Source organism: Marinobacter sp. 2_MG-2023 (assembly GCF_030546935.1).
Classification (GTDB): Bacteria; Pseudomonadota; Gammaproteobacteria; order Pseudomonadales; family Oleiphilaceae; genus Marinobacter.
In genome coordinates this window covers 465,019-487,749 of the sequence record NZ_JAUOPH010000002.1, presented here as the reverse complement: position 1 = coordinate 487,749, position 22,731 = coordinate 465,019, and the positions used below count along the sequence as shown (strand labels likewise).

Genomic DNA, 22,731 nt, shown 5'->3' with positions numbered 1-22,731 from the left:
GTCACGTATCCGAGTCAGGGGATTTGGCATAACCAGTGCAGGCACGGCTACGCATACTGCATTGAGGCTTCGGCGTCATTTTTAGGCGCGCATGCTGCAAGGCGTTATGAGGTACCAATAGATGGAAAAACAAGTGGGTGGTTTTGACTGGCACAGTGATCAGATTACTAAAGCCACGCCGGTGACTAGCTCGTACCGTAACACGCAAAACGTACGTCGATTTTTACAGCAACATTGCGGACCTGATTTCAAATTTGACCGGGAATTCATGGCTTGGGTGAAAAATGGACAGGCTAAAACAATGGGCGAAGTGGCAATGGAATGGAAGCGACGAAAGAAAAGGTAGTGGTAAAAATGAGATCGATTACCTGGTTGACCGCTTCCGTTACAGGGCCGGGTGGCTCGGTATCCGCCTCTGCGTCTGAAACCGATACTTCTTACGGCATTGGTGCGGGTTTTGATATTAGAAGCAATATCCGGATGAATTCTGAGTACATGAGTTATATTGATAAAGAGGTTGGATTTACCCCGGTCCACTAGCCACTCCACGCCTATGATTTGACCATAGGAGGAATGGCCATGAGCAGCCAGTGTTATCCCCCGGAATTCAAAGATGAAGCGGTGGAGTGGAGCTATCAGGTTCAGCCGTTGCACTCCAGGCCATCCAGAATCTGCGGCCAACAGGCTTTGCAGCGGCTGCGCAGCAGGTCGCTGTGGCCGATTTCTTTCAGGCCAAAGCTGGCTGGGTCCAGAAAATGTTTTTCTATTCTGGCGTTCGGCAGCAGGCGCAGAAAGTCTTCCACGTTTGCCGGCACTGCGATGTGGTCATCTGTGGCGGTCAACGCCAGCACAGGTGCTTTGATCTCCGCATAGTGATGCTGCTGTATTTCCTTGCCGAAACTGTTCTCTACATAGCCGGGTGAACTGCACCACTGTCGCCACTGCCTGGCGACGCCGGCGGGCAGGTCCTCACCAAAACCGATAAATTTCGTGGGCCAGTAGCCTTTCACCGCAACGGAAACCGGCTGCCAGCCATGGAACATCAGCTTGGCTGCCAGCCGGGTTTTCGGTTTCAGGTTATCAAAATGGCCCGACGATGCGGCAATCAATACATAGCGGTCAATCCGGGCGAAATTGGGCATCAAACCGATCAGCTGGGCACCGGCACTGTGGCCCACCAGGGTCACCGGCAGGTTCGGGGCCAGGGCGATCAGCTGGTCCAGTGCCGCCGGTAAATCCAGGGTACCCCAGTCCACCAGGTCGGCAGAGAGTTCTGCCAGGGGGATATCGTTGCGGGAGTCCCCGATGCCCCTGTTGGAAAAGGTCAGTACGGCAAAGCCCTGTTCGCTCAGCCAGGTGGCAAAACCGAAATAGACCTGGTGCCGGAATCCCGTGGCCGGGGAGACGAGGACAGCACCTCGAGGTGACTCTGTGGCTGGCCTGAAAAAGTGCCCGATGAGCCTATGGCCGTCTTCACAAGTTATTACGGTTTTTTCCATTATCGATCCAATTAATCTTCGGAATGCCAGGGTAGTGCAGCAGGTGTGCCAAAAAGGCTGCCGGACCAGTGAATTAGTTCAATGCCCGGAAACAAGAAATATCAGTCCATTGCAGCAGCTTCCCAGTTAACAGTCTCCGTATTGGCAAGGGTGAGTAAGAAAGTTTTTGCCTGGAGCTCTCCATGTGGACAAAGGTGTGGCTTGAAAACAAAACAGAATAATATTCTGCAAAAGAAGAGTATTCTGTTTATGCCGAAGCTGTCAAACGGTAGAATACAAAGCATGGCAAGTTCAAATAGGCGAATACCCATTTAATGAACAAATACAACATCCTAGAGAACAGGTTTCCGGGCCGCAGAGCTGCGCTGAAAAGAGAGATTCTGGAACAGGCGCTGTATTGCTTTAATGAGCTGGGGGTGGAAGCCACCACCATCGATGCCATCAAAGCCCGCTGCGACACCAGTGTGGGGGCGATTTACCATCACTTCGGGAACAAAGAGGGTATTCTGAGTGCGCTCTTTTTTGCCGCCCTGGATGATCAGCGACAGCATCTGGAGCAGGAGCTGGCCGGGGCGAACAGTCTGCGGGAGGCTGTGTTTTGCATTATCGGGAGCTATCTGGACTGGGTTGTGGCCAACCCGGAGTGGGCCAGGTTCCTTTATCAGGCGCGTTCCCCAGTCGCCAAGGGGCCGTTTCAGGAGGAGCTGAAGGACCGAAATATCCAGAATTATCGGAAACTGAAAGACCAGTTGCTTGGTTTCAGCAAGGGCGATGTCAAAATTGTTCAGCCCTTCGAGATTCTCTTCTCTCTCATCATAGGCCCGTCAGAAAACTATTGCAGAGCCTGGCTGTCTGGCCGGGTCAAGGGATCACCTCAGGAGTATCGCGGAGAATTTGCTGAATCAGCATGGCGCTCGCTGCAGTGGTAATCTACCTGGCCATAGCTACCAAGAATTGTTGGGGGACAATTTTTTCACCGCCTCATGGACTTCGTCAATTTTGAGTGAGTTGCTGAAGGGGCCCTGGAGTATTAGCCGAAGAATATTCGTCCCTGGAATGCTGTATCTGAAATCGGGTAGAGGGTATAACGAAAGGCTTTAACAATTCGGGCTGACAGCCTGGCTGCGCTCGTGCGTAGCGGTCAGCTACGATATCACTGTCCAATGTTTGACTCCGAGAAGATGATGCCTGATTCAGACCACCGCCGTGCGCTCCTTGAAGTTATCCCCGACGTTCGCGACGGTCTTACCCGCACCGAGCGCACTATCCTTTATGTACTGCATGAGACCCAGCGGGAGCTGAACGGCCGTAACGTTCCGACTGCCATGTTGTACGGCAGGGTGCTTGAATACGTGGATATGAGCGAGGCAGAGCTCCACCTTTATCTGGACCGGTTGGGCGTGAAAGGAGATGGCAGGTAACGGTGGATCAACTGAAGGATTCTGGCTCAGTTGGTCGCAATAGCGGTTGCCCCTGTTTGCGCCATCGCACTGGCGGCATGCCTGTCCACCGCCGGAAGGCCCGGTAGAAGGGGCTTACCTCGGCAAAGCCCAGCGCCTCGGCGATTTCTGGCAGCGCGATGGTGGAATCGGAAACTGCCTGCAGAGCTTTCTCTCTCCGTACGTCATCCAATAACCCATCAAAGGTTTTACCTTGTTCGCCAAGCCGGCGGGCGAGGGTGCGTTCGCTTATGCCCAGGGCGTCGGCCGCCTCGGCCCGGCGGGGCAGGACAGGCCCCAAGCGAGCGGCCAGCCACTGCCGTATTTCCGGAACTGAGGCACTGTTGATGGAGAGCGCGGCCAGGCGGGCGGTGGTGTAGCGCTCGTGCACTTGCGCAAGCTGCGGATCTGCCTGGGGCAGGGGTTGGTCCAGAACGGTGTTGTTTACCAATATGCCACTGAAGGCCTGCTCGAACTCTACCGGGCAATTAAACACGGTCTGGTATCCCGCCAGCGGCCCCAGCCGGGGTTGGCTGAATTGCACACGCGCCGGTTGCATCCGGGTCCCCGTAACCCAGCTTCCGAATCCTACCACCGAGGCCAGCACCGCCTCGATCTGATGCGGGCTGAATGCCAGCCGGCCCTGCCGTGGATGGTACACCAGCCAGGTGGCAGCGTTACCGGCGACAACCTGGAAACGCCCGCCATCGGAGATCAGCCGCTGAAAGCGCTGAACCATCACGATGGCTTCCCGCAGCGTGGCGGCAGACTGCAGAGCAAAACCGACGCCGCTGATACTCATCGGAGAGAACTCCGCGCCCACTTTCAGGCCGAAGCCGGGGTCACCGGTGCAACGTTCGGCGGCGTGCCAGAGGCGGGTGATATCGTCGATCGGCCACCGTTCCAGTTCGCAGGCAGCGTGCGGAATACCGGCGGCTACCAGCAGTTGGTCGGCGGACACAGACAGTCGCTCTGCGGCACCGATCACGGTGTTAATCCAGCCAATGGAAACGGTGGCCTCTAACGTCAATTTTATTGGCCTCTTAAGTCAATTTTAAAGCCATGGTACCGGTATATCTTTGAAACTGACAACTCATTGCAATCAGATCGGATGCGATATGGCCAAGGTAATTACTTCAGATATCCTGGTGGTCGGCGGCGGGCTGGCTGGTATTGTCGCGGCTCTAGAAGCCCTGCGCGCCGGCAAGTCTGTTGTCCTGGCCGACCGGGATACGGAAGAACGCATGGGCGGCCTGGCATTGTGGGCTTTTGGTGGCATGCTGCTGGTGGACACGCCATTGCAGAAGCGCATGAAAATTGCCGACACGCCGGAGATTGCTCTGGCCGACTGGCTCAGCTTTGGCGAGTTGGCGTCCGACGAAGACTTGCCCCTCCAGTGGGCCCGTTACTACGTGGAGAATTCACGCTCTGAGGTCTACGACTGGCTCAGCAACGAGGGCATTAAATTCCTGCCGGCTGTGAACTGGGTTGAGCGCGGTCGTTTTGGCGATGGCAACCGCCTGCCCCGGTACCATGTGATCTGGGGCACCGCCCGGGAACTGGTCCGCTGCCTGGTGACCGCTCTGCACCGGGAGAACACCAGCGGCAAACTCACCCTCCTGCACCAGCACCGCATTACGGAACTGGACCACGAAGCAGGAAAAGTGAGCGGCGCCCTGGCCATCGACGAGGCCACTGGTGAGGAGGTCCGCTTCGCCGCTTCCGCCGTGGTTCTGGCTACCGGTGGTATCAATGGCAGTCACAAGGAATGCCGCGCTAACTGGCCCGTGGATCGCCCTCAACCTGCCCGTATGCTGAACGGTGCTCATCCTTACGCCGATGGCCGCATGCATCACTGGGTGGCCGACACCCTTGGTGGCAAGATTACCCATGCCGGCGAAATGTGGAATTACGCCGCCGGCTTTGCACATCCGTACCCTCATTTTCCTGGCCACGGCCTTTCCACCATTCCCTGTAAATCAGCCCTCTGGCTCAACCATCGGGGCGAACGGATTGGCCCGGAACCTCTGGTGACGGGTTTTGATACCCACTGGTTATGTCAGCGGGTGGCGGAACAGGAAAAACCCTGGACCTGGCACCTGCTGAACTGGCGCATCGCTGCCAAGGAATTTGCCATCTCAGGCGCCGAGCACAATGCCCGCATCCGTGAAAAACAGTTCCCCCTGTTTGTGAAAGAACTGTTGCTGGGCAACCACGCTTTGGTGCGGCAGATGCAACATGAAAGCCGGGATTTCCTGGTGGCAGATAGCCTGACTGAACTGTCCGCAAAGATGAATGCGCTGACCTGCTCCCACGACGTCGACGCGGCAACGCTGCAGGCGACGGCAGATACTTTCGATGCCAACTTTGCTGCTGGCACCAGCCTGCATGATGATCCCCAGATCCGACTGATCCAGCATGCGAGGGAATGGAAGCCCGACCGTTTACGCACGTGCAAACCCGAGCCTCTCCAGAAGCCCGGCGCCGGGCCCTACATTGCTATTCGCATGCAACTGATTACCCGCAAGAGCCTGGGTGGCCTGCAAACCGACTTGCAAAGCCGCATTCTGGACGCTCAGGGCCAGCCGGTGCCGGGCCTTTATTGTGTGGGAGAGGCAGCTGGGTTTGGGGGCGGCGGCGCCAATGGCAAGCGTTCCCTGGAAGGCACCTTTCTGCCCGGGTGTATCATGACGGCGCGGTCAGCGGTGCGCTCCATTTTGGCGGGAAACTGATCGCTATGGGCAAAACACTTTACCGAACATTCGAACACTCAGAAGCTGGAGAACAATAATGACAAACGGCGCACAAGCCCTGATGAAAACCCTGGTGGATGCCGGTGTTGAGGTTTGCTTCAGCAACCCTGGTACCAGTGAAATGCATTTTGTTGCTGCTCTGGATGCCGAGCCCGGAATGCGCGCCGTCCTTGCTCTTTTCGAGGGCGTCGCCACCGGTGCTGCTGACGGCTACGCCCGCATGGCGGATAAGCCGGCCGCCACTCTGTTGCACCTGGGTTGCGGCTTGGGTAACGGGCTGGCTAACCTGCACAATGCCCGCAAAGGCAAGGTGCCAGTGGTGAATATTGTTGGCGACCACGCCACCTATCACGTGAAATACGATGCTCAGTTGCAATCGGACATCGAAACCGTCGCCCGCAACGTTTCTCCCGGTTTTGTCCGTACGGCCAAGAGTACAGAAACGCTTTGCCAGGATGCTGCTGAGGCCATTGCCGCCGCCCGTTCAGCGCCAGGCCAAGTGGCTACACTGATACTGCCTGCGGATGTTTCCTGGGGCGAGGGTGGTATCCCTGGCGCACCACTGGCGCCGCCGACACCGCAGCCGGCAGAAGATGCCATCGTAGAGGCCATTGCCGCGGCCATCCGCTCGGGCAAGAAAACCGCACTGCTGATGGGCGGCCATTCCCTGCGCGAACCCAGTATTCTGGCGGCGGCTAAACTGGCCGCACACAGCGGCGTTACCTTGCTGGCAGAAACCTTCCCAACTCGCCTGGAGCGCGGTGCCGGCCTGCCTTACATTGAACGCCTGGCCTACCTGGCCGAACTGGCCGCGGTGCAGCTTACCGATGTGGAACAACTGATTCTGGTGGATGCCAAGGCGCCCGTTTCCTTCTTCGCTTACCCCGGAAAGCAGAGCTACCTGGTACCGGATACCTGTGAGGTACATACTCTGGTCGCCCCGGACCAGGCTATCCTCGCCAGCCTGAACAAACTTAACGATGCCGTTGGTGCCAGCCAGACAGAACCGGAACTGCAACCCGCTAAGCGGCCGGGCCGGCCGAGAGGTAAACTGACGGCAGAGAAAGTCTGCAAAGCCCTTGGTCATCTGATGCCGGAGAACGCCATTATTGTGGATGAGGGCATCACCTCCAGCCTGATGCTGTCAGCAATGACCGCCGGTGCTCCTCGCCACGATATGATTACCCTCACTGGCGGCGCCATCGGCCAGGGCTTGCCGAATGCGGTGGGTGCAGCGGTGGCCTGCCCGGATCGGCCAGTGTTCGCGCTGATTGGTGATGGCACAGCCATGTACACCATTCAGGCCCTCTGGACTATGGCCCGGGAGCGGCTTAACGTAACTTCCATCATCTTCAACAATGCCTCTTACTCCGTGCTTAACATAGAGTTGGAGCGCGTAGGCGCGGAAGAGGCGGGAGAAAAAGCCAAATCCCAGTTGGACCTTAGAGGCCCAGTGATCAACTTTGCGGAAATGGCCAATGGCATGGGTGTGCATGGCGTACGGGTGCACACCGCCGAGGAAATGGCGAGAGCGCTGGAGTATGCCGGGAGAATGCCGGGGCCGCACCTGATTGAAGCCGTGATACCGGAATCTCTGAGCGGAGTGAAGCGCCGGATCCTGCCGTGGATGCTTCGCTCCTTGCCCAGCCTTCCGCTATCGGTTTCCAGGGCATTGAAGCGCAAGCTGGCGCCGTGAGGCGGTATGAAAGTGCCACCTCTCGTCTGACGCAGTGGGGCCTTTCCCTGAAGCAAAAACCTACAGGAAGTGGTCTTCTTCAAGGGCATTGATAATTCTGCTGCTCATGGCGGGAGTGGACTGGTCTACATAGTCCTTGTGCTCTTTCGCCAAGTTCCCGAAGTAAAAGGGATGAGTCACTACCTTGCTGCTGCCGTCGAAAAAGTACTCTTTTGCCGGGTTGCCATATTCATGTGTCTCGACACGGACATGGTATTCCGTTGTCGTGGTAATCGGCAGGATGAAAAAGGACGCAAGGGGAAGGATGATGGACGCCATGTCCGCGCCGTTTTGCTCCAATCGGCACTCTGACTCCAGAAGGAGCGCCAGATCAGCACTGCCTTTGGTGTCTGCCTGGGTGTAATCCAGGGACTCAAAGCGCTTTTTCAGTTCTTCAATTAGCGTGCCGTCATGACAAGAGGGGTCGCTGGTGTTGGTGCTGGCGATGTAGATACTCTGCTTTGCGGTTGTCGCTTGTGTATTGATGCCTTCGTCACTGGGAGGGAAGGCGACGGCGCACCCGAGTAATGAATGTGCCAGAGCCAGGAGTAGCAGATATTTCATCAGGTGTGCCCTTTTACTGTTTGTATTCACAAGTGTGGGTTATTTGAACCACACAGCGGTATTCCTGGTTGCGGTTTTCTACGCATTCTTTTTTTGCCATGTTCGGGTCGTCGAGAGTTGTAATTGTGCCCCTGTAATTCTCCCGGCACTGCTGTCTGGCCTGGGTGTCGGCATTCGTGGTGGCCAGGTCCAGGGCTTGAGCATAAGCAAAGTGCATGTCAGTGGTGCCGCGGGCCTGGATTTCCGCTGTCACCGTCTTCGCGGCCGGTTTCTCTGCTTTGGGTGCGGGCTGTTGTTGCAGGCGACTCTGTGTCGGCCTTCCGGAAGCTGAGCCCTGTGGTTGAGTGGTCGCAGCCTGTGGAAGCTTCTGGGGTGAAGGGTAACTCTTGTTATAGGATGGCGTGCTGTAGGTTGTTTTCAGTGGATCATAGCTGGTGGCCGACATGTTATCTGCGGCTTTAGCCGCCGCTGAAATAGTGCTGCTCCAGTCGGTTTCGGCGGCGGTTTCAACGGCGACACCAATAGGCATTACGATGGTATAAAGCGTTCCGGTGACAACTCTCATAACAATGGCGCCGCCCTCAATATCCTTGTCGTTTTTCACTTTTTCCAGATCCTGGGTGACATCCAGGCCATTGGCTTCTTTCACCAGAAGATCAAATATGCGGATACTTCTGGAGATGGCGTCCGTGGCAATGGCTGTTTTCGTTCCGCAATCGATCGCATTTTTTATATCAGACATGCGCGAGGCTTCGTGATGGCCTTTTGTCTCAATATCCACATCGAACAATGTTCGGGGGTGTCGTTCCAGGGTCGCGAGGATGTAATTGGTAGAGAGGGTGCCCTCGGTCGTGTAACTGAGGTTGGTTTCTTTACATTCGATGCCGCTTTCCGCGACCGAGGTGTTGATTTTCAGTGTGTATAAATGGGAGTCGGAGCCACTGAAAAGGTTTCGGTTTGCCTGGAATTTCTCTTTGGCGGTTTCCTGTAATGCAGTGAGAATGTCGCCATCGTTAGAAATTCCGTAAATAGAGACGCGTGCCAGAGTACCGTCATATGCTGACTGTTCGAGGTCTTCGCCCTCGAACTGGATGCTCTTGTTGCTGCAGCCGCCAATTGTCAGGGCCACAGCCAGCAAAAAGATAACTTGCTTAAAATAAGTCATGTTCTGCTTTTTATATAAAGGAAAATTAAGTATTACATGAAAGGTGACGCGGCTCAGTCTGTTTTGGGTAACAAAAAGTGTTCATAGCTGAATAGGTAAAAGATATTCAGTGGCAGGTTGTCAGCTAATCCGGAGTTTTAATGAACGTCCAGGCCAGTACTCTCGTAATTTTATTTCCTTGCTTCATTTCTATTTCTCGTATGTCCGTGGCACCCAGTTTATGAATCAGTTTTTTTGCGGGCTTTATGTTGTCACTCTTCGAAACCAGGCTGGTAAACCAGCGGCATTGAGCTGAGTATATCTGGCTTTCTTTGATCAGTTTTTTCAGAAACATGCGCTCGCCACCCTTGCACCAGAGCTCTGCGTCCAGGCCTCCAAAATTGAGGGTGGGAGAGTTTGAGGGTGTTGACGGGGCGGCACCGCGATTGTGCGCAAGGTTGTTGGTTTTGCGCTGGCTGCCTTTGCGAGCGTCCTCTTGCGAAGCATGAAAGGGCGGGTTGCATACGCTGACATCAAAGAATTCGCCCGCTTGAATGATGCCTTCAAAAATACGGTTTCTATCTTGCTGCCTGCGGAGTGTGAAGCGGTTTGCCAGTTTGGGGTTTTTGGCAATTATCGACGCGACATTATCAAGTGACCGTGCACTGATATCTGTACCAACACACTGCCAACCATATATTGAGCAGGCCAGTATCGGGTATATCCCGTTGGCACCGGTTCCTATATCAAGCATCGCGATTCCAGGCAGGGCCCCGGAAGACTTTTGGGCGGGCTCTCTCACTCCGAGTAACTCGGCGATGTAGTGGATGTAGTCAACTCTGCCCGGGATGGGTGGGCAAAGGGCACCTTCCGGAATATCCCAATCGATAATGTTGTAGTATCGCTTGAGTAGCGCGGCATTCAGGGCTTTAACTGCCAGTGGGTTGGCAAAGTCTATGGAGAGATTACCGTGCGCGTTTGCTTTTACATGTGGGGCTAACGGCGGGTAACTTTTTGTGAGAGACGGAAAGTCATAGCCCTGATTGTGTATGTTTCTGGGGTGAAGGCGTTTTTGGGCCGGTTTGGTCTGGTTCTTTTTACCTCGATGGAGTGTACTCAATGGGATGGGCCCGAGGGTTAGCTTCAAATGAAATGGGGGGATTGATCCTGCCCTGAATTGTAACCGCAATAGAATGGCTGTTGAAGATAAACCATGAAGTCCAGGACCAGTCGGCTCGATCGTTTTATTAGTCAGAACAGTAATTTTTCAATGGCGGATACCCGCCTTCTGATTGCTCAGAAACGTATTCTTCTAGATGGGAGCCTGGCGCATTCCATTCAGCAATTGGTGACGGAATTTACTCAGGTTGTTCTGGATGGTCGCTGCCTGAAAGACAACCAGCCTGTCTATATCATGCTGAACAAACCCCGAGGAGTAGTCAGTGCGACGAGAGACACCAGGCACACTACAGTGCTGGATCTTGTTCAGCACCCCCGGAAGAGCGAGCTGCATATTGTTGGGCGCCTGGATCTGAATACCACCGGGCTGGTTCTTTTAACCAATAACGGCGCCTGGTCGCGCAATATAAGCCTGCCTGAAACGAAGCTTGAAAAGACGTATGAAGTGACGTTATCCAAGCCATTAACCGACGAGTACGCTGCTGTTTTCAGGGACGGTATCTATTTTGGCTACGAGGGTATTACGACCAAGCCGGCACGCCTGGAGATTCTGTCTGATTACACCGCAAGGCTTTCACTGACTGAGGGCAAGTATCACCAGGTTAAACGGATGTTCGGGTTTTTTCAGAATGAGGTGCTGTCGCTTCATCGCGTCTCTGTTGGACGCATTTCCCTCGAAGGACTTGATGAGGGCTTCTGCAGAGAACTTACGGCTAAGGAGATTGCAGTAAATGAAAACCGGTAACCAGAAAATCATCGCGCGACTGCGGGAGCACATTCCTTCTTTTGAGTGTGTTCCGGGTTGCCACGATTGTTGCGGGCCAGTGACGACGTCTCCGGAAGAAATGTCGCGCTTACCGGTAAAGAGTGATGCCGAACACGAGGCAGCATTAGAAGATTTTAATTGCGTACATCTCGGCCCGGAAGGGTGCCGGGTCTATGAAGAGCGTCCGCTTATTTGCCGGTTGTTCGGCACGACACAGAATATGCCCTGCCCGAATGGTCGCCGGCCGGAACGAATGACTGACGCCGATATTGAGCGACAGGTCCATGGTTATATAGCCAATACACGGCAGGTGTTGGTGTAACTGCTTTAAGATAGGATTCAATATAGCGGGCTGGAAATTGGTAGTTGCAGCCCGTGCGTGACCACTTTTGAGAGCCGTCTCTATGCCTGATAAGAAAAAAATAGAATCTGTTCTGGAGCTAACTGAAGATCTTGCCGCCACGCACAAATCGTTCCGGTCGGATGAAAGCAGTTCTGAAGCTCTCAAAAACCAGATCGCCCAGGATTTTGAGACCGTTATGAGAAACGGCTATGTGATCATCGAGAAGCTTCTTTCGGTTTCGCAACTCGATTTGATTCGCGATGCTACCCTGCCATTGCTCGGAAAGGCTGGTCGCAACACGTTTGAAGGCGTAAAGACGCAGCGGCTGTATAACGTGCTCGAAAAAACCCGGGTGATTGATCTACTCGCAACACATCCCCGCATCACGGGGCTGTTGGATCGTCTTTTTCAGCCGAATTACCTGCTCAGTCAGGCTCAGATTATCAATATTCTGTCTGGCGAATCGGCACAGCCGCTGCACTACGATGATGGCTTTTACCCGGTTCCACGTCCGCGTCCACCCTTTGGTGCGGCCACTGTTTGGGCGATTGACGAGTTTACGGAAGACAACGGCGCTACGGTGGTTATTCCTGAAAGCCACAACCTGGGCAAGGAAGTAATCACTGACCGCTCACAGGCAATACCCGCCGTGATGCCTGCGGGTTCAGTCGTGTTCTTTTTGGGGACGCTCTGGCATGGAGGGGGTGCTAACCGCTCGGATGCGGACCGTCTTGCGGTAACCTGCCAGTACTGCGAGCCCTGGTTAAGGCCGCAAGAGAACTTTTTTCTTGAGCTTAGCCAGAGCACACTTTCCCAAATTCCTGAGCAGCTGCTGAGCATGGTGGGTTACTCAATTCATCCGCCGTTCATGGGCATGGTTGATGGCATGCATCCCAAGCGAACCTTGCAGCCAATCAAGCCTGAATAACGTCAGGCGATTGCACGAGGGGCGTTTTTTCGCTCCTGATGCTTTTCTTAGTTTCCTAGAACGTTCGTTTCATTCTTCTTTGATTTCTTGGCCGCTTTCTTTTCCTTTGCGGTTAAAAGCGGTTGTTTTTTGGTGTCCTTTTTTTTGTCCTGTCCTTTGCTCATTACATGTACTCCTGTTAGTGCGTGCTTTGGCATCAATAAAGAATACGATGCTGATCACGCAGAACAATCAGTATGGCCCCAATCACAAACAACGGGAAGGACTTGTTGTTTTGTACGAAAGCCCCGCAGCTTTTTACCCTTCCAGATTCCGAACCCGCTGCGCCAGTATGGAAAAATCGAAGAGCTTTCCTTTGGGTAGAAGCAAGAGCAGTAGCGATACGGCTATAGGCACCAACGATGCCAGCAGGAACGATTCCAGTAAGTAGGTAGTGGGAGCCCCCGGCGCAGGAAATACTGAAAGCCCGGCAACAAGACCGGCCAAAGTACTGAGGGCAGCGTTGTAGTTCTGGTAGCGGGCGTTGTAGAACCCGAAAAAGACCGGGAAGGCGGCGGCGCAGCAGAGCAAGTCTGCCAGCAAAAACAGGTAGAGCACGCTGTAGCCCTGGGCCGCGACGAACAGCACCGGTCCCGACAGCAGGATAATCAGCCAGCGCGACAGCGAAAGCAGGCTATGGTTGCTCAGTCTGGGCAGTAATCGGCGCAGGTCGACCACCATAATGCTGGTCAGCCCGCTGATGGTGGAGTCGGCGCTGCTCATAATCAGCGCCAGCCCGAAGGGTAACAGACCAACCGCAAACCAGAGTGGTACATCTGACAACAGCACGCTGAAGAGCGCCACCGAACCGTCCCCGGGCAAGTCCAGCCCCACGAACGCCAGCCCGAATAAACCCATGATGAAGATAATGGGAAAGCTCAGCAGACCACTCATGATAAATCCGTTCCGAATGACCTTGTTATCGCGGGCGGCGAAGATGCGTTGCCAGGTTCCCTGATAAAACAGCCCGGTAAGCACCACGGCAATAAAGAATGTGAGCCCGGATTTCAGGCCGTTGATGTCCAGCGGGTCCAGCAGGTGCGGCGCTTTTGCCTGCAAGCCATGCAGCGCTGGAGCAAGGCCGCCAGTGGCTTGCCAACCGAAGGCGACCAGTAGAACCAGAAAGGGCAGGATTACCAGCATCTGCACCCGGTCAGTAAAGATGGTTACTCGTAGGCCGCCATAAAGGGTATAGAGCAGGGTGGCTGCCATCACTATGCTGGCGGTAAGCCACAAGGGTACCGGTGCCAGTAGGGCGACCATTTTTGCGATGGCGGTCAGACCTGCTGTCAGGCTGATAAACAAGTAGAAGATCATGATGATCAGCACGAAACCGTACATCACCCGGCCATAGCGACCGAGTACAAATTCGGTGAGAGTATGGCCTTCTGGCATGAGTGTGCGAATGCGGTTGCCCAGAGGAATCATGATCAGGCGCGGTGCCAGTGCGCCCAGAGCGTAGCCGGTAACCGCGCCAATGCCGCCCCAGGTTGCGGCCTGCGCCGGCCCGAACAGAATCCAGGTGCCCAGGGTGGTGGCCAGCAGTGTCAGCAGCGTGGCGGAGCTGCTCTGGCTGTTTCGGGCGACCAGAAAATCGTCGAGTTGGTCCTGTTTTCGGCGGGCGTATATCAGGCCAGGTATGGCGAACAGAGCGGCAAATAAAACCAGCCACACAAGTGCAGTCGAGGAGCTGAGCATCCGTTATCTTCCTTGCCTTTGAGGCGTGTAGCGCAATCGCCAAAAGTTGCTTGTTTGCGTGGCAGGCGTACAGGAAGGAGGGGCACACAGGCTTGTGTGCAGCAGGCACTTTCCTTCCCTTCGCCGGCATTACCCGAATCAGGTTCGAAGGGTTACCGCATAGCATGCGGAGTCTCAGCCGTTAACCGGCTCCCCCAGGAGTGTCGACAGAGTAGGAAGTCTGTGGGTACTTGTCAATTGCAGCTATCCTGGCCTACATACCGGTGCATTTGATGTGCTATGGTTTCGACTCGACACGGGGTGTCCTGCACGCAGGGCTGAGATAACACCCGTTGAACCTGATCCAGTTCACACTGGCGAAGGGATGTCAGCCGCAGGCGCAGCCGGGATGCTGTGCCGCATCTGCCTATTCATACCTTCGCCTCTCTTTTGAGGTGTCTATGCAAAATTCTTTAGGTCTTGATCAACAACTCGTGCTGGTAACAGGCGGTGCCCGTGGCCTGGGTGAGCACCTGGTGCGCGCTTTCCTGCGTGAGGGTGCCAGAGTGGTGATCAACTATCGCAACAGTGCCGAAGCAGCGAAAAAGCTGGCCAGCGAAGTGCCGGAAAGGGCGCTGGCGGTGCAGGCAGACGTTACTGACAGCAAAGCGGTAAAGGCGATGTTTGCGTCTGCTCAGCAGCATTTTGGTATGCCGGTGACTACCGTGATCAATAACGCCCTGCCGGACTTTTCCTTCAATGGCGATGCCCGCGCCAACGCCGAGCAATTGACCTGGGAGCACCTTAACCAGCAGTTTTCCGGCGTGGTAGGCGGTGCTCTGAATACCACCCAGGCGGCGCTGGAAGGTATGCGAGAATCGGGGTTCGGGCGCATAGTGAACGTCGGCACCAACCTGTTCCAGAACCCGGTTGTGCCTTATCACGATTACACCGCCGGTAAAGCGGCGTTGCTGTCACTCACCCGTACTCTGTCGCAGGATCTCGGGCCGGACAATATCACTGTGAATATGGTGTCTGGCGGTCTGCTGCGCACCACCGATGCCTCGGCCGCTACTCCGGAGGCCGTGTTCGATTTCATTGCTGCCAGTACGCCGTTACGGCGGGTAACCACGCCGGCCGAGTTTGCCGATGCCACACTGTTTTTTGCCTCGCCCTGGTCGCGATCCGTTACCGGGCAGAATCTGGTGGTTGATGGCGGTCTGGTGAAAAACTGATGGCGGCCTCTTCTTCTTGCCAACGCATGATGCACATCAACCTGTTCCTGATGGGCTGCGGCCACCACCGGGCGGCCTGGCGCCACCCGGACTCGGCGGTAGAGCAACTGGGCGATATACGTTACTACGAGCGCCTGGCGCAAACCGCTGAACGTGGCAAACTGGACGCTGTGTTTTTCGCCGACAGCAACACGGTGGGCAATGTCTCCGATGGCAGTTGGTGGTTTCTGGAGCCTCTTACTGCCATTGCTGCCATGAGCCGTGCCACCGAATACATCGGTTTTATCAGTACGGTTTCCAGCACGTTTTATACGCCGTTTCACGCAGCCCGCCTGGTGGCCTCGCTGGATCATATTTCCGGCGGGCGTATCGGCTGGAATGTTGTCACCTCCATGTTTGATGTGGAGGCGCGTAATCACGGCTATGAATCCATGCCGGGCCATGCCGAACGCTATCGCCGGGCCGATGAGTTTGTGCAGGCCGTGTTGGGGTTGTGGGATTCCTGGGCCGATGACGCTCTGACCTTTGATCGCCAGGGGCATTACGCCGACCCGGCCAAGGTAAAGCCGATTAACCACCAGGGTGAGTTCTTTCGCGTGGACGGGCCGCTGAACGTACCACGTCCGGTACAGGGCCACCCGGTGTTGTTCCAGGCGGGCGCCTCGGAGCAGGGGCGTGAGCTGGCGGCCAGATGTGCAGAGGCAATTTATGCGGTGGCCTACGATTTGCCAGCCGCGCAGAGTTACTACCGAGACATAAAACAGCGCGTCAAAGCCTCGGGGCGGGACGCGACGGTGCCTGTTCTGCCGGGCCTGGTCACTTACGTGGCGCCCACCGAAGCGGAGGCGCTGGCGAAGCAGCGTGAGCTCGACGAGTTGTTGCCTGCCGATGCCTCTTTGCGCCAGCTGGCCATGTTCATTGATCAGGACTGTTCGGGCTGGGAGCTGGACGCGCCGGTTCCACCTTTGCCTCCGTTGGAGGAATTCAGTGGGCCGCAGGGGCGTTACAGCACCATATTGCGCATTATTCAGACTGAACAGCCCACGTTGCGTCAGTTGTTGGGCCGGCTTGCGGCGGGTGGCGGCCATTGCACCATGGTAGGCACGCCGGAGCAGATAGCCGATAAGATGGAGTTCTGGTTCAACAATGAAGGCGCGGATGGCTTCAACCTCATGCCGCCGTCTTTACCCTCCGGTATTGAAGACTTTATTGAGCAAGTGGTGCCGGAACTCCAACGGCGCGGTCTTTTCCGCAAGGAATACCAGGGCCGTACCTTGCGAAGCCATCTGGGGCTGACCAGGCCTCATGTTTGATAAACAGAACTACCCTTTCGACCGTAATTGTGTCAGGTTCACGGTCTCTGTTTAAGCGGGTTTTGACCTATGCGTAGATCTTCCAAAAAGAATAAACAGCCGCTTTGGCACCCGCGTTTATGGCCCTCGTGGGCGCTGGTATTCATGCTGTATCTGCTGTCGTTTCTGCCTATGTCTTCCAAGCAAAAACTGGGAAGAAAGCTGGGCTGTTTTCTTGGTGGCAAACTGAAATCCCGCGCTCGCGTGGCTAGCCGTAACCTGGCTATCTGCTTTCCCGGTCTAAACGAGGACGCCCGAAAAAAACTGGTGCAGGATAATTTTATCGCTTGCACACGCGGTTTTCTGGAGAGCACCCATGCCTGGTGGCGGGATATGTCGCCTTATTACGAAGCTACCGAGGTGCAGGGGCTGGAGCACCTCGAAGAGGCGCGGAGCAAGGGCAGAGGCGTACTATTGGTTGGCGGTCATTACAGCATTTTTGATTTCGCGTTACCGTTGATTGCCTGCCACCTGAAAAACCCGGGGTACGTCTATCGACCCAATAACAATCCGGTTATTGACCGTATGATTGAAAATGGCCGGCGCCGTCATTTCAGTATCCGACCCTTCACCAAGCGTGAGCTTCGGCCCATGGTGTCATTTCTGAAAAAGGGCGGTGAGGTCTGGTTCGCTTGTGATCAGGATTTTGGCCGCAAAACCGAGTTGTTCGTGCCCTTTTTCGGTGTCGAAACCGGATGTATTACTTCCCCAAGCTATATAGCAAAAGTATCCGGAGCCGCAGTGGTGTGCGTAAGCCACCTGCGCATGCCCGACGGGGGCTATCGAGTAGTGTTCTCTCCGGTGCAGGCGAATTTTGGAGCCGATAAACACAAGGATACGGAGGTCTGGAATCGCTACATTGAAGACGCGATTCGTGAACAGCCTGATCAATACCTGTGGCTGCACAAGCGCTTTAAGACCCGCCCCGAAGGAGCAGAAAAGGTCTATTGAATGGCTAGTCGAATGCCGAGCTGATGACGTCGCGATAGTTACGGATACGCTGCACGTAGTGCACCGGCTCGTAACCGCGAGCGTAGCCGTAGCGGGTATTCGGGTAATACCGTTTGTCGGCTTTCAGTGGCAGTACTTCTTTCATGTCGTCCCAGGAATCCGGGTTTTTACCCAGGTCCCTCGCCAGCTGTCGGGCGTCCAGCAGATGGCCACGACCAATGTTGTAGCTCGCCAGTGCCAAAAAGGTACGATCCGGCTCGGGAATGGTATCCGGCAGCCTGCGGTGGCGGTCTGCCAGGTAGCGGGCGCCCCCATCAATGGCGGCTACAGGGTCGAGTCGGTTCATCACGCCCAGGGATTCCGCGGTGCGCCGGGTCAGCATCATTATGCCGCGAACACCTGTGGGGGAGATGGCCGATGGGTCCCAGTGGGATTCCTGGTAAGCCAGTGCTGCCAGTAAATCTGCTGGCATGCCTGTGGCTGCTTCCGCCGCCGAGAAGCGGCTAATAAAGCCGGGAAGGCGTTCGTCGATGCGGCGGTTGAGCGCCCGTAGGTCGACGAAGTCGAACTCGCCAATGTAGGCGTAGTAGTGGCTTTCTACATCAGCTATGGCTTCGTCGCCCTCGGTGCTGTTCATCCATTCGTGCGCAACTCCCGCCAATTCATCGGAGTTTGCCGGCAGGTACCAGCCCAGATTGTTGCCCTTGGTCAGGGTCATGGCTACTTCGAGATGAGGGAAGTGGCGCCGCATGACCTGGACAATATTGGAGTCTGCCACAGTACAGTCGATGGTCTGCTGGGCCACTTCTGACAGCAGTACTTCGGTTGTTTTACTGCTATCTTCGGTAAAGATGATGCCTTCGTGATCCTTGGCAAGTTTGTTCAGTGTTTCCACGTAACTGGATGCGGCTGTTACCGTAATGCCTACGCCGGGTATGTTTTCGGGCACCCGGGGCATGGGGCGCATCTCACGGTGGCATACCAGTTGTTCCGTAATTTCTGTGTGTGCGGGGCCGCGGGTAAATTTCTCGGTGCGCGAAGGCAGGTGCGTCAGCCCGGCAGCGGCCATGTGGGTGTTGCCGGATTCCAGTGCGTTTAACACAGCGGCGGTTGAATCGTACATGGTCCAGTTGATGGTCCAGCCTTGGCTGGCAGCAAATTCCGACGCCAGGCTATATTCCGGCCCAGTCGGATTTTCATGGCGATCAAGATAATAGGTGGTGGAGCCATTGCGTGTGGCTATTTCCAGCACGCCTGTTTGCTCCGGAGGTGCCAACTTTTCTGCCGGCTTGGCACTGACGTCAGGACCAGAGTTGCCCTGGCTACAGCCAGTCGTAATAATGAACGCCAGCGGAATAAATACTCCGCTCAACATGCGCAGCTTGTGAGCCATGAAAGACCTCGGCGTTTGCTCTCTTACTGTCATAAGTATTTTTACGTGTCTTAAGGAACAACATATCACATTGATTTCACGAGGCGTAGGCAGTGGGCTTCTGCAACTGATACATGCCTATTGCTAGCACCAGAGTTCTTGCGTTCCGTAGTTAACCCCCAATGCCAACCAGGTAAAAGATTCGACCCAATGGATTTGTTCTCGAAAGTCAGCACCAAACCACATTACGAGTCTTATACCTGGGGCAAACACCGCAGCATTTTTGCATCCGTCACTTATTGGCTGATTTTCGTTCTCAGGGTTCTTTCTCCCCTGCAGTGGATAAAGTTCATATTCCGGAAACGGCAAGCGGCCAATAACGATGAGAAAGAGCGCGTGGATTTCCATGCCATGCACTCAGAGCTCTATCTGCTGGTGGTGTTATGCCTGTCGCTGGCGTTCTACTTCGCCCCGCCTTTCGTTCCAGCTTTGCCTGGTATCCCTGAGGCAGTCGCTACCGGATTGAGTCTGCTGGTGAAAGCCATTGCTGCGCTGCTGCTGTTTGAATCGGTAATGTGGCTGTTTTACTACATGTTGCTGCGGATTCTGATCGAAAAGCATCTGACCATATTCAACGAGGCGGAGTACTTTATTGCTCTACCTTTTGTGCTCGCAACGCAGTTTTTCCTGTTGGCAGGACTAATGGGTGTCAGCGTGTCCGAGGTGCTGGCGCTGGCATTGAGCCTGGATTTTGAGGGGTATCGGAGCAGTCAGACTGCCCAGCTGGCCATTGGCACCTTCGGATACATCTACACCGCACTTATCATTGCCAACATCATTAACCTGATCCCTCCAATTCCCGTTGGCAGGCGCCCGAATATTACGATCATTGGTGCGGGCGATGTGGTTCGGGAGCGTATGCTGCCTGCGCTGATCGGGGAAAAACTCTACTTGCCCGGCCAGATCGCCATCATCAGCGATTGTATTGATGAGAGCTTTCAGAATCAGCTCAGGAAAGAAGGCGTGGCTTTTCAATTACTGAAGAGTAGTGCGAACAGTGAAGAAAAAGTGCAGGAGGTGGTCAAGTTCATTAAAAAACGATCGTCTTATGCCATTGTTGCAACGCCTACTGCGAGTCACCTCGCTTATGTGTCCGCTCTGGCAAAGGAAGGCATTGTTTTCGGTGTTGAAAAGCCGTTGGTGGGGACCGCCGCAGAGTTGGCGGTTCTTCGGCAGTGTCAGGACCAGCTGATGGAACGGGGATTTTTGTTCAGTTACTACTGGCTGGAAAAAGCGCTGCCCCTTAACTATTTCCTTACGTTGAATCCTCAATACCAACGATTTCTTGAGATCAATGTGAAAGGCAGGCCGTCAGGTCGCCCTGTGGGGGCCGATGCGCTTGCTTATCTGCGACTGCAACTGGGCAAGCTTGTTGGCGTTGATATCACCTTTTTTGAAGGTGAGGATCCCCGCGAGTGGAGCCTGGCAAAGGAAACCGGAGGCCTGTTCTTCGAGACCCTGATACACCCCATAACACTTCTGAGCCACGTGCTGGAAGAGCCTTTGCAGCTGGCAGATTTGCAGGCTGAGTGGCACCTACTCGAAAATTTGCCTGACCGGCTGGGCAGCAAAGCGCTTTCCTTGAGTGATTATGGCGCCAGTTACGTGTCATTGCGTTCGAGGCCCGGTGCTACCAGTGCAATCAATGTGCGTACAGGTAAGTTTATGGGGGCTAAAGAGCGATCGATGGTGATGCGGTGTGCAAACGGCCTTATCCATATGGATCTTGATGCCCGGCAGTGTTCAATCAGCTGCCCCCAGGCAGGATCACTGGCGGAACTGACCATTCAGGCTCGTGGAGACGTACCGGACGGGGAAGGGGCCCCAAAATACGATATTCAGATGACGCTCTTCGACAGTTTTGTTCACAATCAGGGGTACTGGAGTGCTCAGCGTTATGACGATTACCCCAACCAGATTGATGTACTGTCTGCAATGACAGACTGGTTGAAAACTGATCTTGGGGAATCCCACTTTTACCGGCCAATAGCCCTGAGTGAAACGGAATACAGAAAGCTGGGGTAACGCTTTTCAGTTGTCCTTGATAACCTCATGCTCGAACCGACCCAGCACCGCCATAATAATCAGTGCCATCAAGGTAACCATGCCCGCGAGGGCGAAGATGCCAAGGCCACAGGCCACGCCGATGGCTCCCGCCATCCAGATTGAAGCCCCGGTGGTAATACCCTGAACGCTGCCGCGACTCTGTATTATGCTGCCGGCCCCGAGAAACCCGATGCCTCCGATGACACCTTCAACAATACGGGTCGGGTCGATGCGGGCTGAGGGATCGCCTTCTGCAGTGGCGAACAGGATGTGCATGCCCATGATGATAAAAGCGGACGCGCCCAGAGAAACCAGCATGTGTGAGCGCAAGCCCGCCGCCTTGCCCCTTAGCTCTCGCTCCAGGCCCAGAAGCAACGCCAGGCCGGCCGCCGCAAGAAGCCGGATAAGCATATCCAGTACAGGGATTTCAGTATCGAACATGGCGTGTCTCCCGATTTTTGTTTAGCTATCTGCTCTTGTCCTATTTGCCCAGTAACTCGCCAACCGGGCGAAGATTTACAATATGATCACACAGAGATTTTATGATCATCAGAAGCGGTGTTGCTATGATCAGCCCCACCGGCCCCCAGAGCCAGCCCCAGAACAGAAGCCCGACAAAAATCGCCACGGCATTGAGGCTTGAAACCTGACTGGTTAGCCATGGGGTCAGCAGATACCCCTGAATGCTGGTAACCACCAGTGATGTGGCGGCGACAATGATCGCCATATTCAAGTCACCAAACTGGATGAACGCCGCAACACCAGTGCCAACCAGCACCAGAAATGGCCCAAGATAGGGAATTGCACTGGCTACACCCGCTACCACGCCCCATAGCATCGCCTGCTCCACTCCCAGGGCGAGGAATGCCAGCCAAGTCAGAACCCCTACAAACAGGGCACCAACAAACATCACGAACAGAAAGCGCCGGACCTGATGGTGGAACTCGTTCATGATTCTGGCGGCTTTGCGCATTCGCCCGAATGACGGGCCGGAGATTTTCACAACCTTGCGCTTGTACAGCGACCCGGCCGCCAGTATGAAATACACCAGTAGCAATACTGAGAAAAGCTGGGATACAAGCACGATTGCGGCAGGCGAGCCTTTCAAAACGTATTGCTGAACATCCATCGGTTTATCCACCACACGAACAGGCGTTACACCCTCGTGCGCCGGGTGCCTGTTGCTCTGGTCCTGATCAGCAGATTCCTCGATTTTCTTTGCTGCAGCCTGGGCCTTTTCCATAAGGCCTTCTTCTGTATCGGGAGCCCTGGCCTCCTTGCGCTGGAACTCGCTGATCGCCACAGGAACCTTGTCCAGCATAGCCATGGCTTCAGATTGCAAAGGGATACTGGCGGCAGCGATCGACCCCAGCATCAGAACCATTACGATGGCCGCGCTCAATGGCCGGGGGATTCTGAATCGATCAAGTGTTGATGCCAGGGGGTCCAGCGCATAGCTGATCATTACCGCGACCACCAGAGGCAGTAGCACGGCTTGGGCCCAGTCTATGAAAAAGAGGGTGGCGATGCTGGTGAGAATAACCAGCGAAAGGCTGCGTATGTTAACGGCTTCAAGTAGTGCCTTATCAGGCTGGGCAATGCTATTTACTTGACTGCTTCCGGGTTCACTATGCTCGTTGCTTTCCATG

At 55.1% G+C, this 22,731-nt stretch carries 21 protein-coding genes and 2 riboswitches; of the genes, 12 read left to right on the top strand and 9 right to left on the bottom strand.

From position 1 onward, the window contains the following. Positions 1–121: 121 nt before the first annotated feature. Positions 122–346 carry a DUF6434 domain-containing protein gene (locus Q4501_RS06015; protein ID WP_303595064.1) on the top strand — a complete coding sequence of 75 codons (225 nt, stop codon included), beginning with the start codon at positions 122–124 and terminating at the stop codon, positions 344–346. A 295-nt stretch (positions 347–641) separates the two neighbouring features. On the opposite strand, the gene Q4501_RS06010 is transcribed toward Q4501_RS06015, so the two are convergent. Continuing rightward, positions 642–1,499 carry an alpha/beta fold hydrolase gene (locus tag Q4501_RS06010; RefSeq protein WP_303595062.1) on the bottom strand — a complete coding sequence of 286 codons (858 nt, stop codon included), beginning with the start codon at positions 1,497–1,499 and terminating at the stop codon, positions 642–644. Positions 1,500–1,813: 314 nt separating this feature from the next. Between Q4501_RS06010 and Q4501_RS06005 the strand changes: the two genes are divergently transcribed. Further along, on the top strand, positions 1,814–2,428 hold the full coding sequence (locus Q4501_RS06005; RefSeq protein WP_303595060.1) for a TetR/AcrR family transcriptional regulator: 615 nt from the start codon (positions 1,814–1,816) through the stop codon (positions 2,426–2,428). Between the two features lie 255 nt (positions 2,429–2,683). Next, positions 2,684–2,920: a hypothetical protein gene (locus tag Q4501_RS06000; protein ID WP_303595475.1), complete on the top strand. Its 237-nt coding sequence runs from the start codon at positions 2,684–2,686 to the stop codon at positions 2,918–2,920. A gap of 7 nt (positions 2,921–2,927) precedes the next feature. On the opposite strand, the gene Q4501_RS05995 is transcribed toward Q4501_RS06000, so the two are convergent. Then, on the bottom strand, positions 2,928–3,968 hold the full coding sequence (locus tag Q4501_RS05995; protein ID WP_303595058.1) for an AraC family transcriptional regulator: 1,041 nt from the start codon (positions 3,966–3,968) through the stop codon (positions 2,928–2,930). Positions 3,969–4,056: 88 nt separating this feature from the next. Here Q4501_RS05995 and Q4501_RS05990 point away from each other — a divergent pair, with 88 nt between their 5' ends. Next, complete coding sequence (locus tag Q4501_RS05990; RefSeq protein ID WP_303595056.1) at positions 4,057–5,670, top strand: FAD-dependent oxidoreductase; 1,614 nt, start codon at positions 4,057–4,059, stop codon at positions 5,668–5,670. Positions 5,671–5,728: 58 nt separating this feature from the next. Beyond that, on the top strand, positions 5,729–7,387 hold the full coding sequence (locus Q4501_RS05985; protein WP_303595054.1) for an acetolactate synthase large subunit: 1,659 nt from the start codon (positions 5,729–5,731) through the stop codon (positions 7,385–7,387). Positions 7,388–7,447: 60 nt separating this feature from the next. Here Q4501_RS05985 and Q4501_RS05980 read toward each other — a convergent pair whose 3' ends face one another. The 3 genes from Q4501_RS05980 to rlmF all read right to left on the bottom strand — a co-directional run bounded on the left by Q4501_RS05980 (position 7,448) and on the right by rlmF (position 10,254). Beyond that, positions 7,448–7,990 (bottom strand): hypothetical protein, encoded by a 543-nt coding sequence (locus tag Q4501_RS05980; RefSeq protein WP_303595052.1) that lies wholly within the window; start codon positions 7,988–7,990, stop codon positions 7,448–7,450. A 13-nt stretch (positions 7,991–8,003) separates the two neighbouring features. Further along, positions 8,004–9,155, bottom strand: a complete 1,152-nt coding sequence (locus Q4501_RS05975) for a hypothetical protein (protein WP_303595050.1) — start codon at positions 9,153–9,155, stop codon at positions 8,004–8,006. Positions 9,156–9,279: 124 nt separating this feature from the next. Further along, positions 9,280–10,254: a 23S rRNA (adenine(1618)-N(6))-methyltransferase RlmF gene (gene rlmF / locus Q4501_RS05970; protein ID WP_303595048.1), complete on the bottom strand. Its 975-nt coding sequence runs from the start codon at positions 10,252–10,254 to the stop codon at positions 9,280–9,282. A gap of 93 nt (positions 10,255–10,347) precedes the next feature. On the opposite strand from rlmF, the gene Q4501_RS05965 reads away from it, so the two are divergent. The 3 genes from Q4501_RS05965 (at position 10,348) to Q4501_RS05955 (ending at position 12,350) form a co-directional block, all read left to right on the top strand. Beyond that, on the top strand, positions 10,348–11,058 hold the full coding sequence (locus Q4501_RS05965; protein WP_303595047.1) for a pseudouridine synthase: 711 nt from the start codon (positions 10,348–10,350) through the stop codon (positions 11,056–11,058). After that, positions 11,045–11,401 carry a YkgJ family cysteine cluster protein gene (locus tag Q4501_RS05960; protein ID WP_303595046.1) on the top strand — a complete coding sequence of 119 codons (357 nt, stop codon included), beginning with the start codon at positions 11,045–11,047 and terminating at the stop codon, positions 11,399–11,401. The genes Q4501_RS05965 and Q4501_RS05960 overlap by 14 nt, the downstream gene beginning before the upstream one ends. 82 nt (positions 11,402–11,483) lie before the next feature. Then, positions 11,484–12,350, top strand: coding sequence for a phytanoyl-CoA dioxygenase family protein (locus tag Q4501_RS05955; protein ID WP_303595045.1), 867 nt, complete (start codon positions 11,484–11,486; stop codon positions 12,348–12,350). Positions 12,351–12,647: 297 nt separating this feature from the next. Here Q4501_RS05955 and Q4501_RS05950 read toward each other — a convergent pair whose 3' ends face one another. Then, the gene (locus Q4501_RS05950) at positions 12,648–14,087 is read right to left on the bottom strand and encodes a sodium:solute symporter (RefSeq protein ID WP_303595043.1); all 1,440 of its coding nucleotides are present in this window, start codon (positions 14,085–14,087) and stop codon (positions 12,648–12,650) included. A gap of 98 nt (positions 14,088–14,185) precedes the next feature. Beyond that, a riboswitch (TPP riboswitch) is annotated at positions 14,186–14,293 on the bottom strand. Positions 14,294–14,373: 80 nt separating this feature from the next. Next, a riboswitch (TPP riboswitch) is annotated at positions 14,374–14,469 on the top strand. A 58-nt stretch (positions 14,470–14,527) separates the two neighbouring features. On the opposite strand from Q4501_RS05950, the gene Q4501_RS05945 reads away from it, so the two are divergent. The 3 genes from Q4501_RS05945 to Q4501_RS05935 all read left to right on the top strand — a co-directional run bounded on the left by Q4501_RS05945 (position 14,528) and on the right by Q4501_RS05935 (position 17,604). Then, on the top strand, positions 14,528–15,301 hold the full coding sequence (locus tag Q4501_RS05945) for a 3-oxoacyl-ACP reductase (RefSeq protein ID WP_303595042.1): 774 nt from the start codon (positions 14,528–14,530) through the stop codon (positions 15,299–15,301). Beyond that, on the top strand, positions 15,301–16,614 hold the full coding sequence (locus tag Q4501_RS05940) for an LLM class flavin-dependent oxidoreductase (protein ID WP_303595041.1): 1,314 nt from the start codon (positions 15,301–15,303) through the stop codon (positions 16,612–16,614). Before Q4501_RS05945 ends, Q4501_RS05940 begins: the two co-directional genes overlap by 1 nt. Positions 16,615–16,683: 69 nt before the next feature. Next, on the top strand, positions 16,684–17,604 hold the full coding sequence (locus Q4501_RS05935; RefSeq protein WP_303595040.1) for a lysophospholipid acyltransferase family protein: 921 nt from the start codon (positions 16,684–16,686) through the stop codon (positions 17,602–17,604). Positions 17,605–17,608: 4 nt separating this feature from the next. On the opposite strand, the gene mltF is transcribed toward Q4501_RS05935, so the two are convergent. After that, positions 17,609–18,997 (bottom strand): membrane-bound lytic murein transglycosylase MltF, encoded by a 1,389-nt coding sequence (gene mltF / locus Q4501_RS05930; protein WP_303595038.1) that lies wholly within the window; start codon positions 18,995–18,997, stop codon positions 17,609–17,611. A 189-nt stretch (positions 18,998–19,186) separates the two neighbouring features. Between mltF and Q4501_RS05925 the strand changes: the two genes are divergently transcribed. After that, the gene (locus Q4501_RS05925; RefSeq protein WP_303595036.1) at positions 19,187–21,061 is read left to right on the top strand and encodes a hypothetical protein; all 1,875 of its coding nucleotides are present in this window, start codon (positions 19,187–19,189) and stop codon (positions 21,059–21,061) included. Between the two features lie 6 nt (positions 21,062–21,067). Here the strand turns inward: Q4501_RS05925 and Q4501_RS05920 are convergent, their stop codons facing one another. Further along, positions 21,068–21,523, bottom strand: a complete 456-nt coding sequence (locus Q4501_RS05920; protein WP_303595035.1) for an MgtC/SapB family protein — start codon at positions 21,521–21,523, stop codon at positions 21,068–21,070. A gap of 40 nt (positions 21,524–21,563) precedes the next feature. Further along, positions 21,564–22,730 carry an AI-2E family transporter gene (locus Q4501_RS05915; RefSeq protein ID WP_303595033.1) on the bottom strand — a complete coding sequence of 389 codons (1,167 nt, stop codon included), beginning with the start codon at positions 22,728–22,730 and terminating at the stop codon, positions 21,564–21,566. Between the last annotated feature and the right edge of the window lies 1 nt (position 22,731).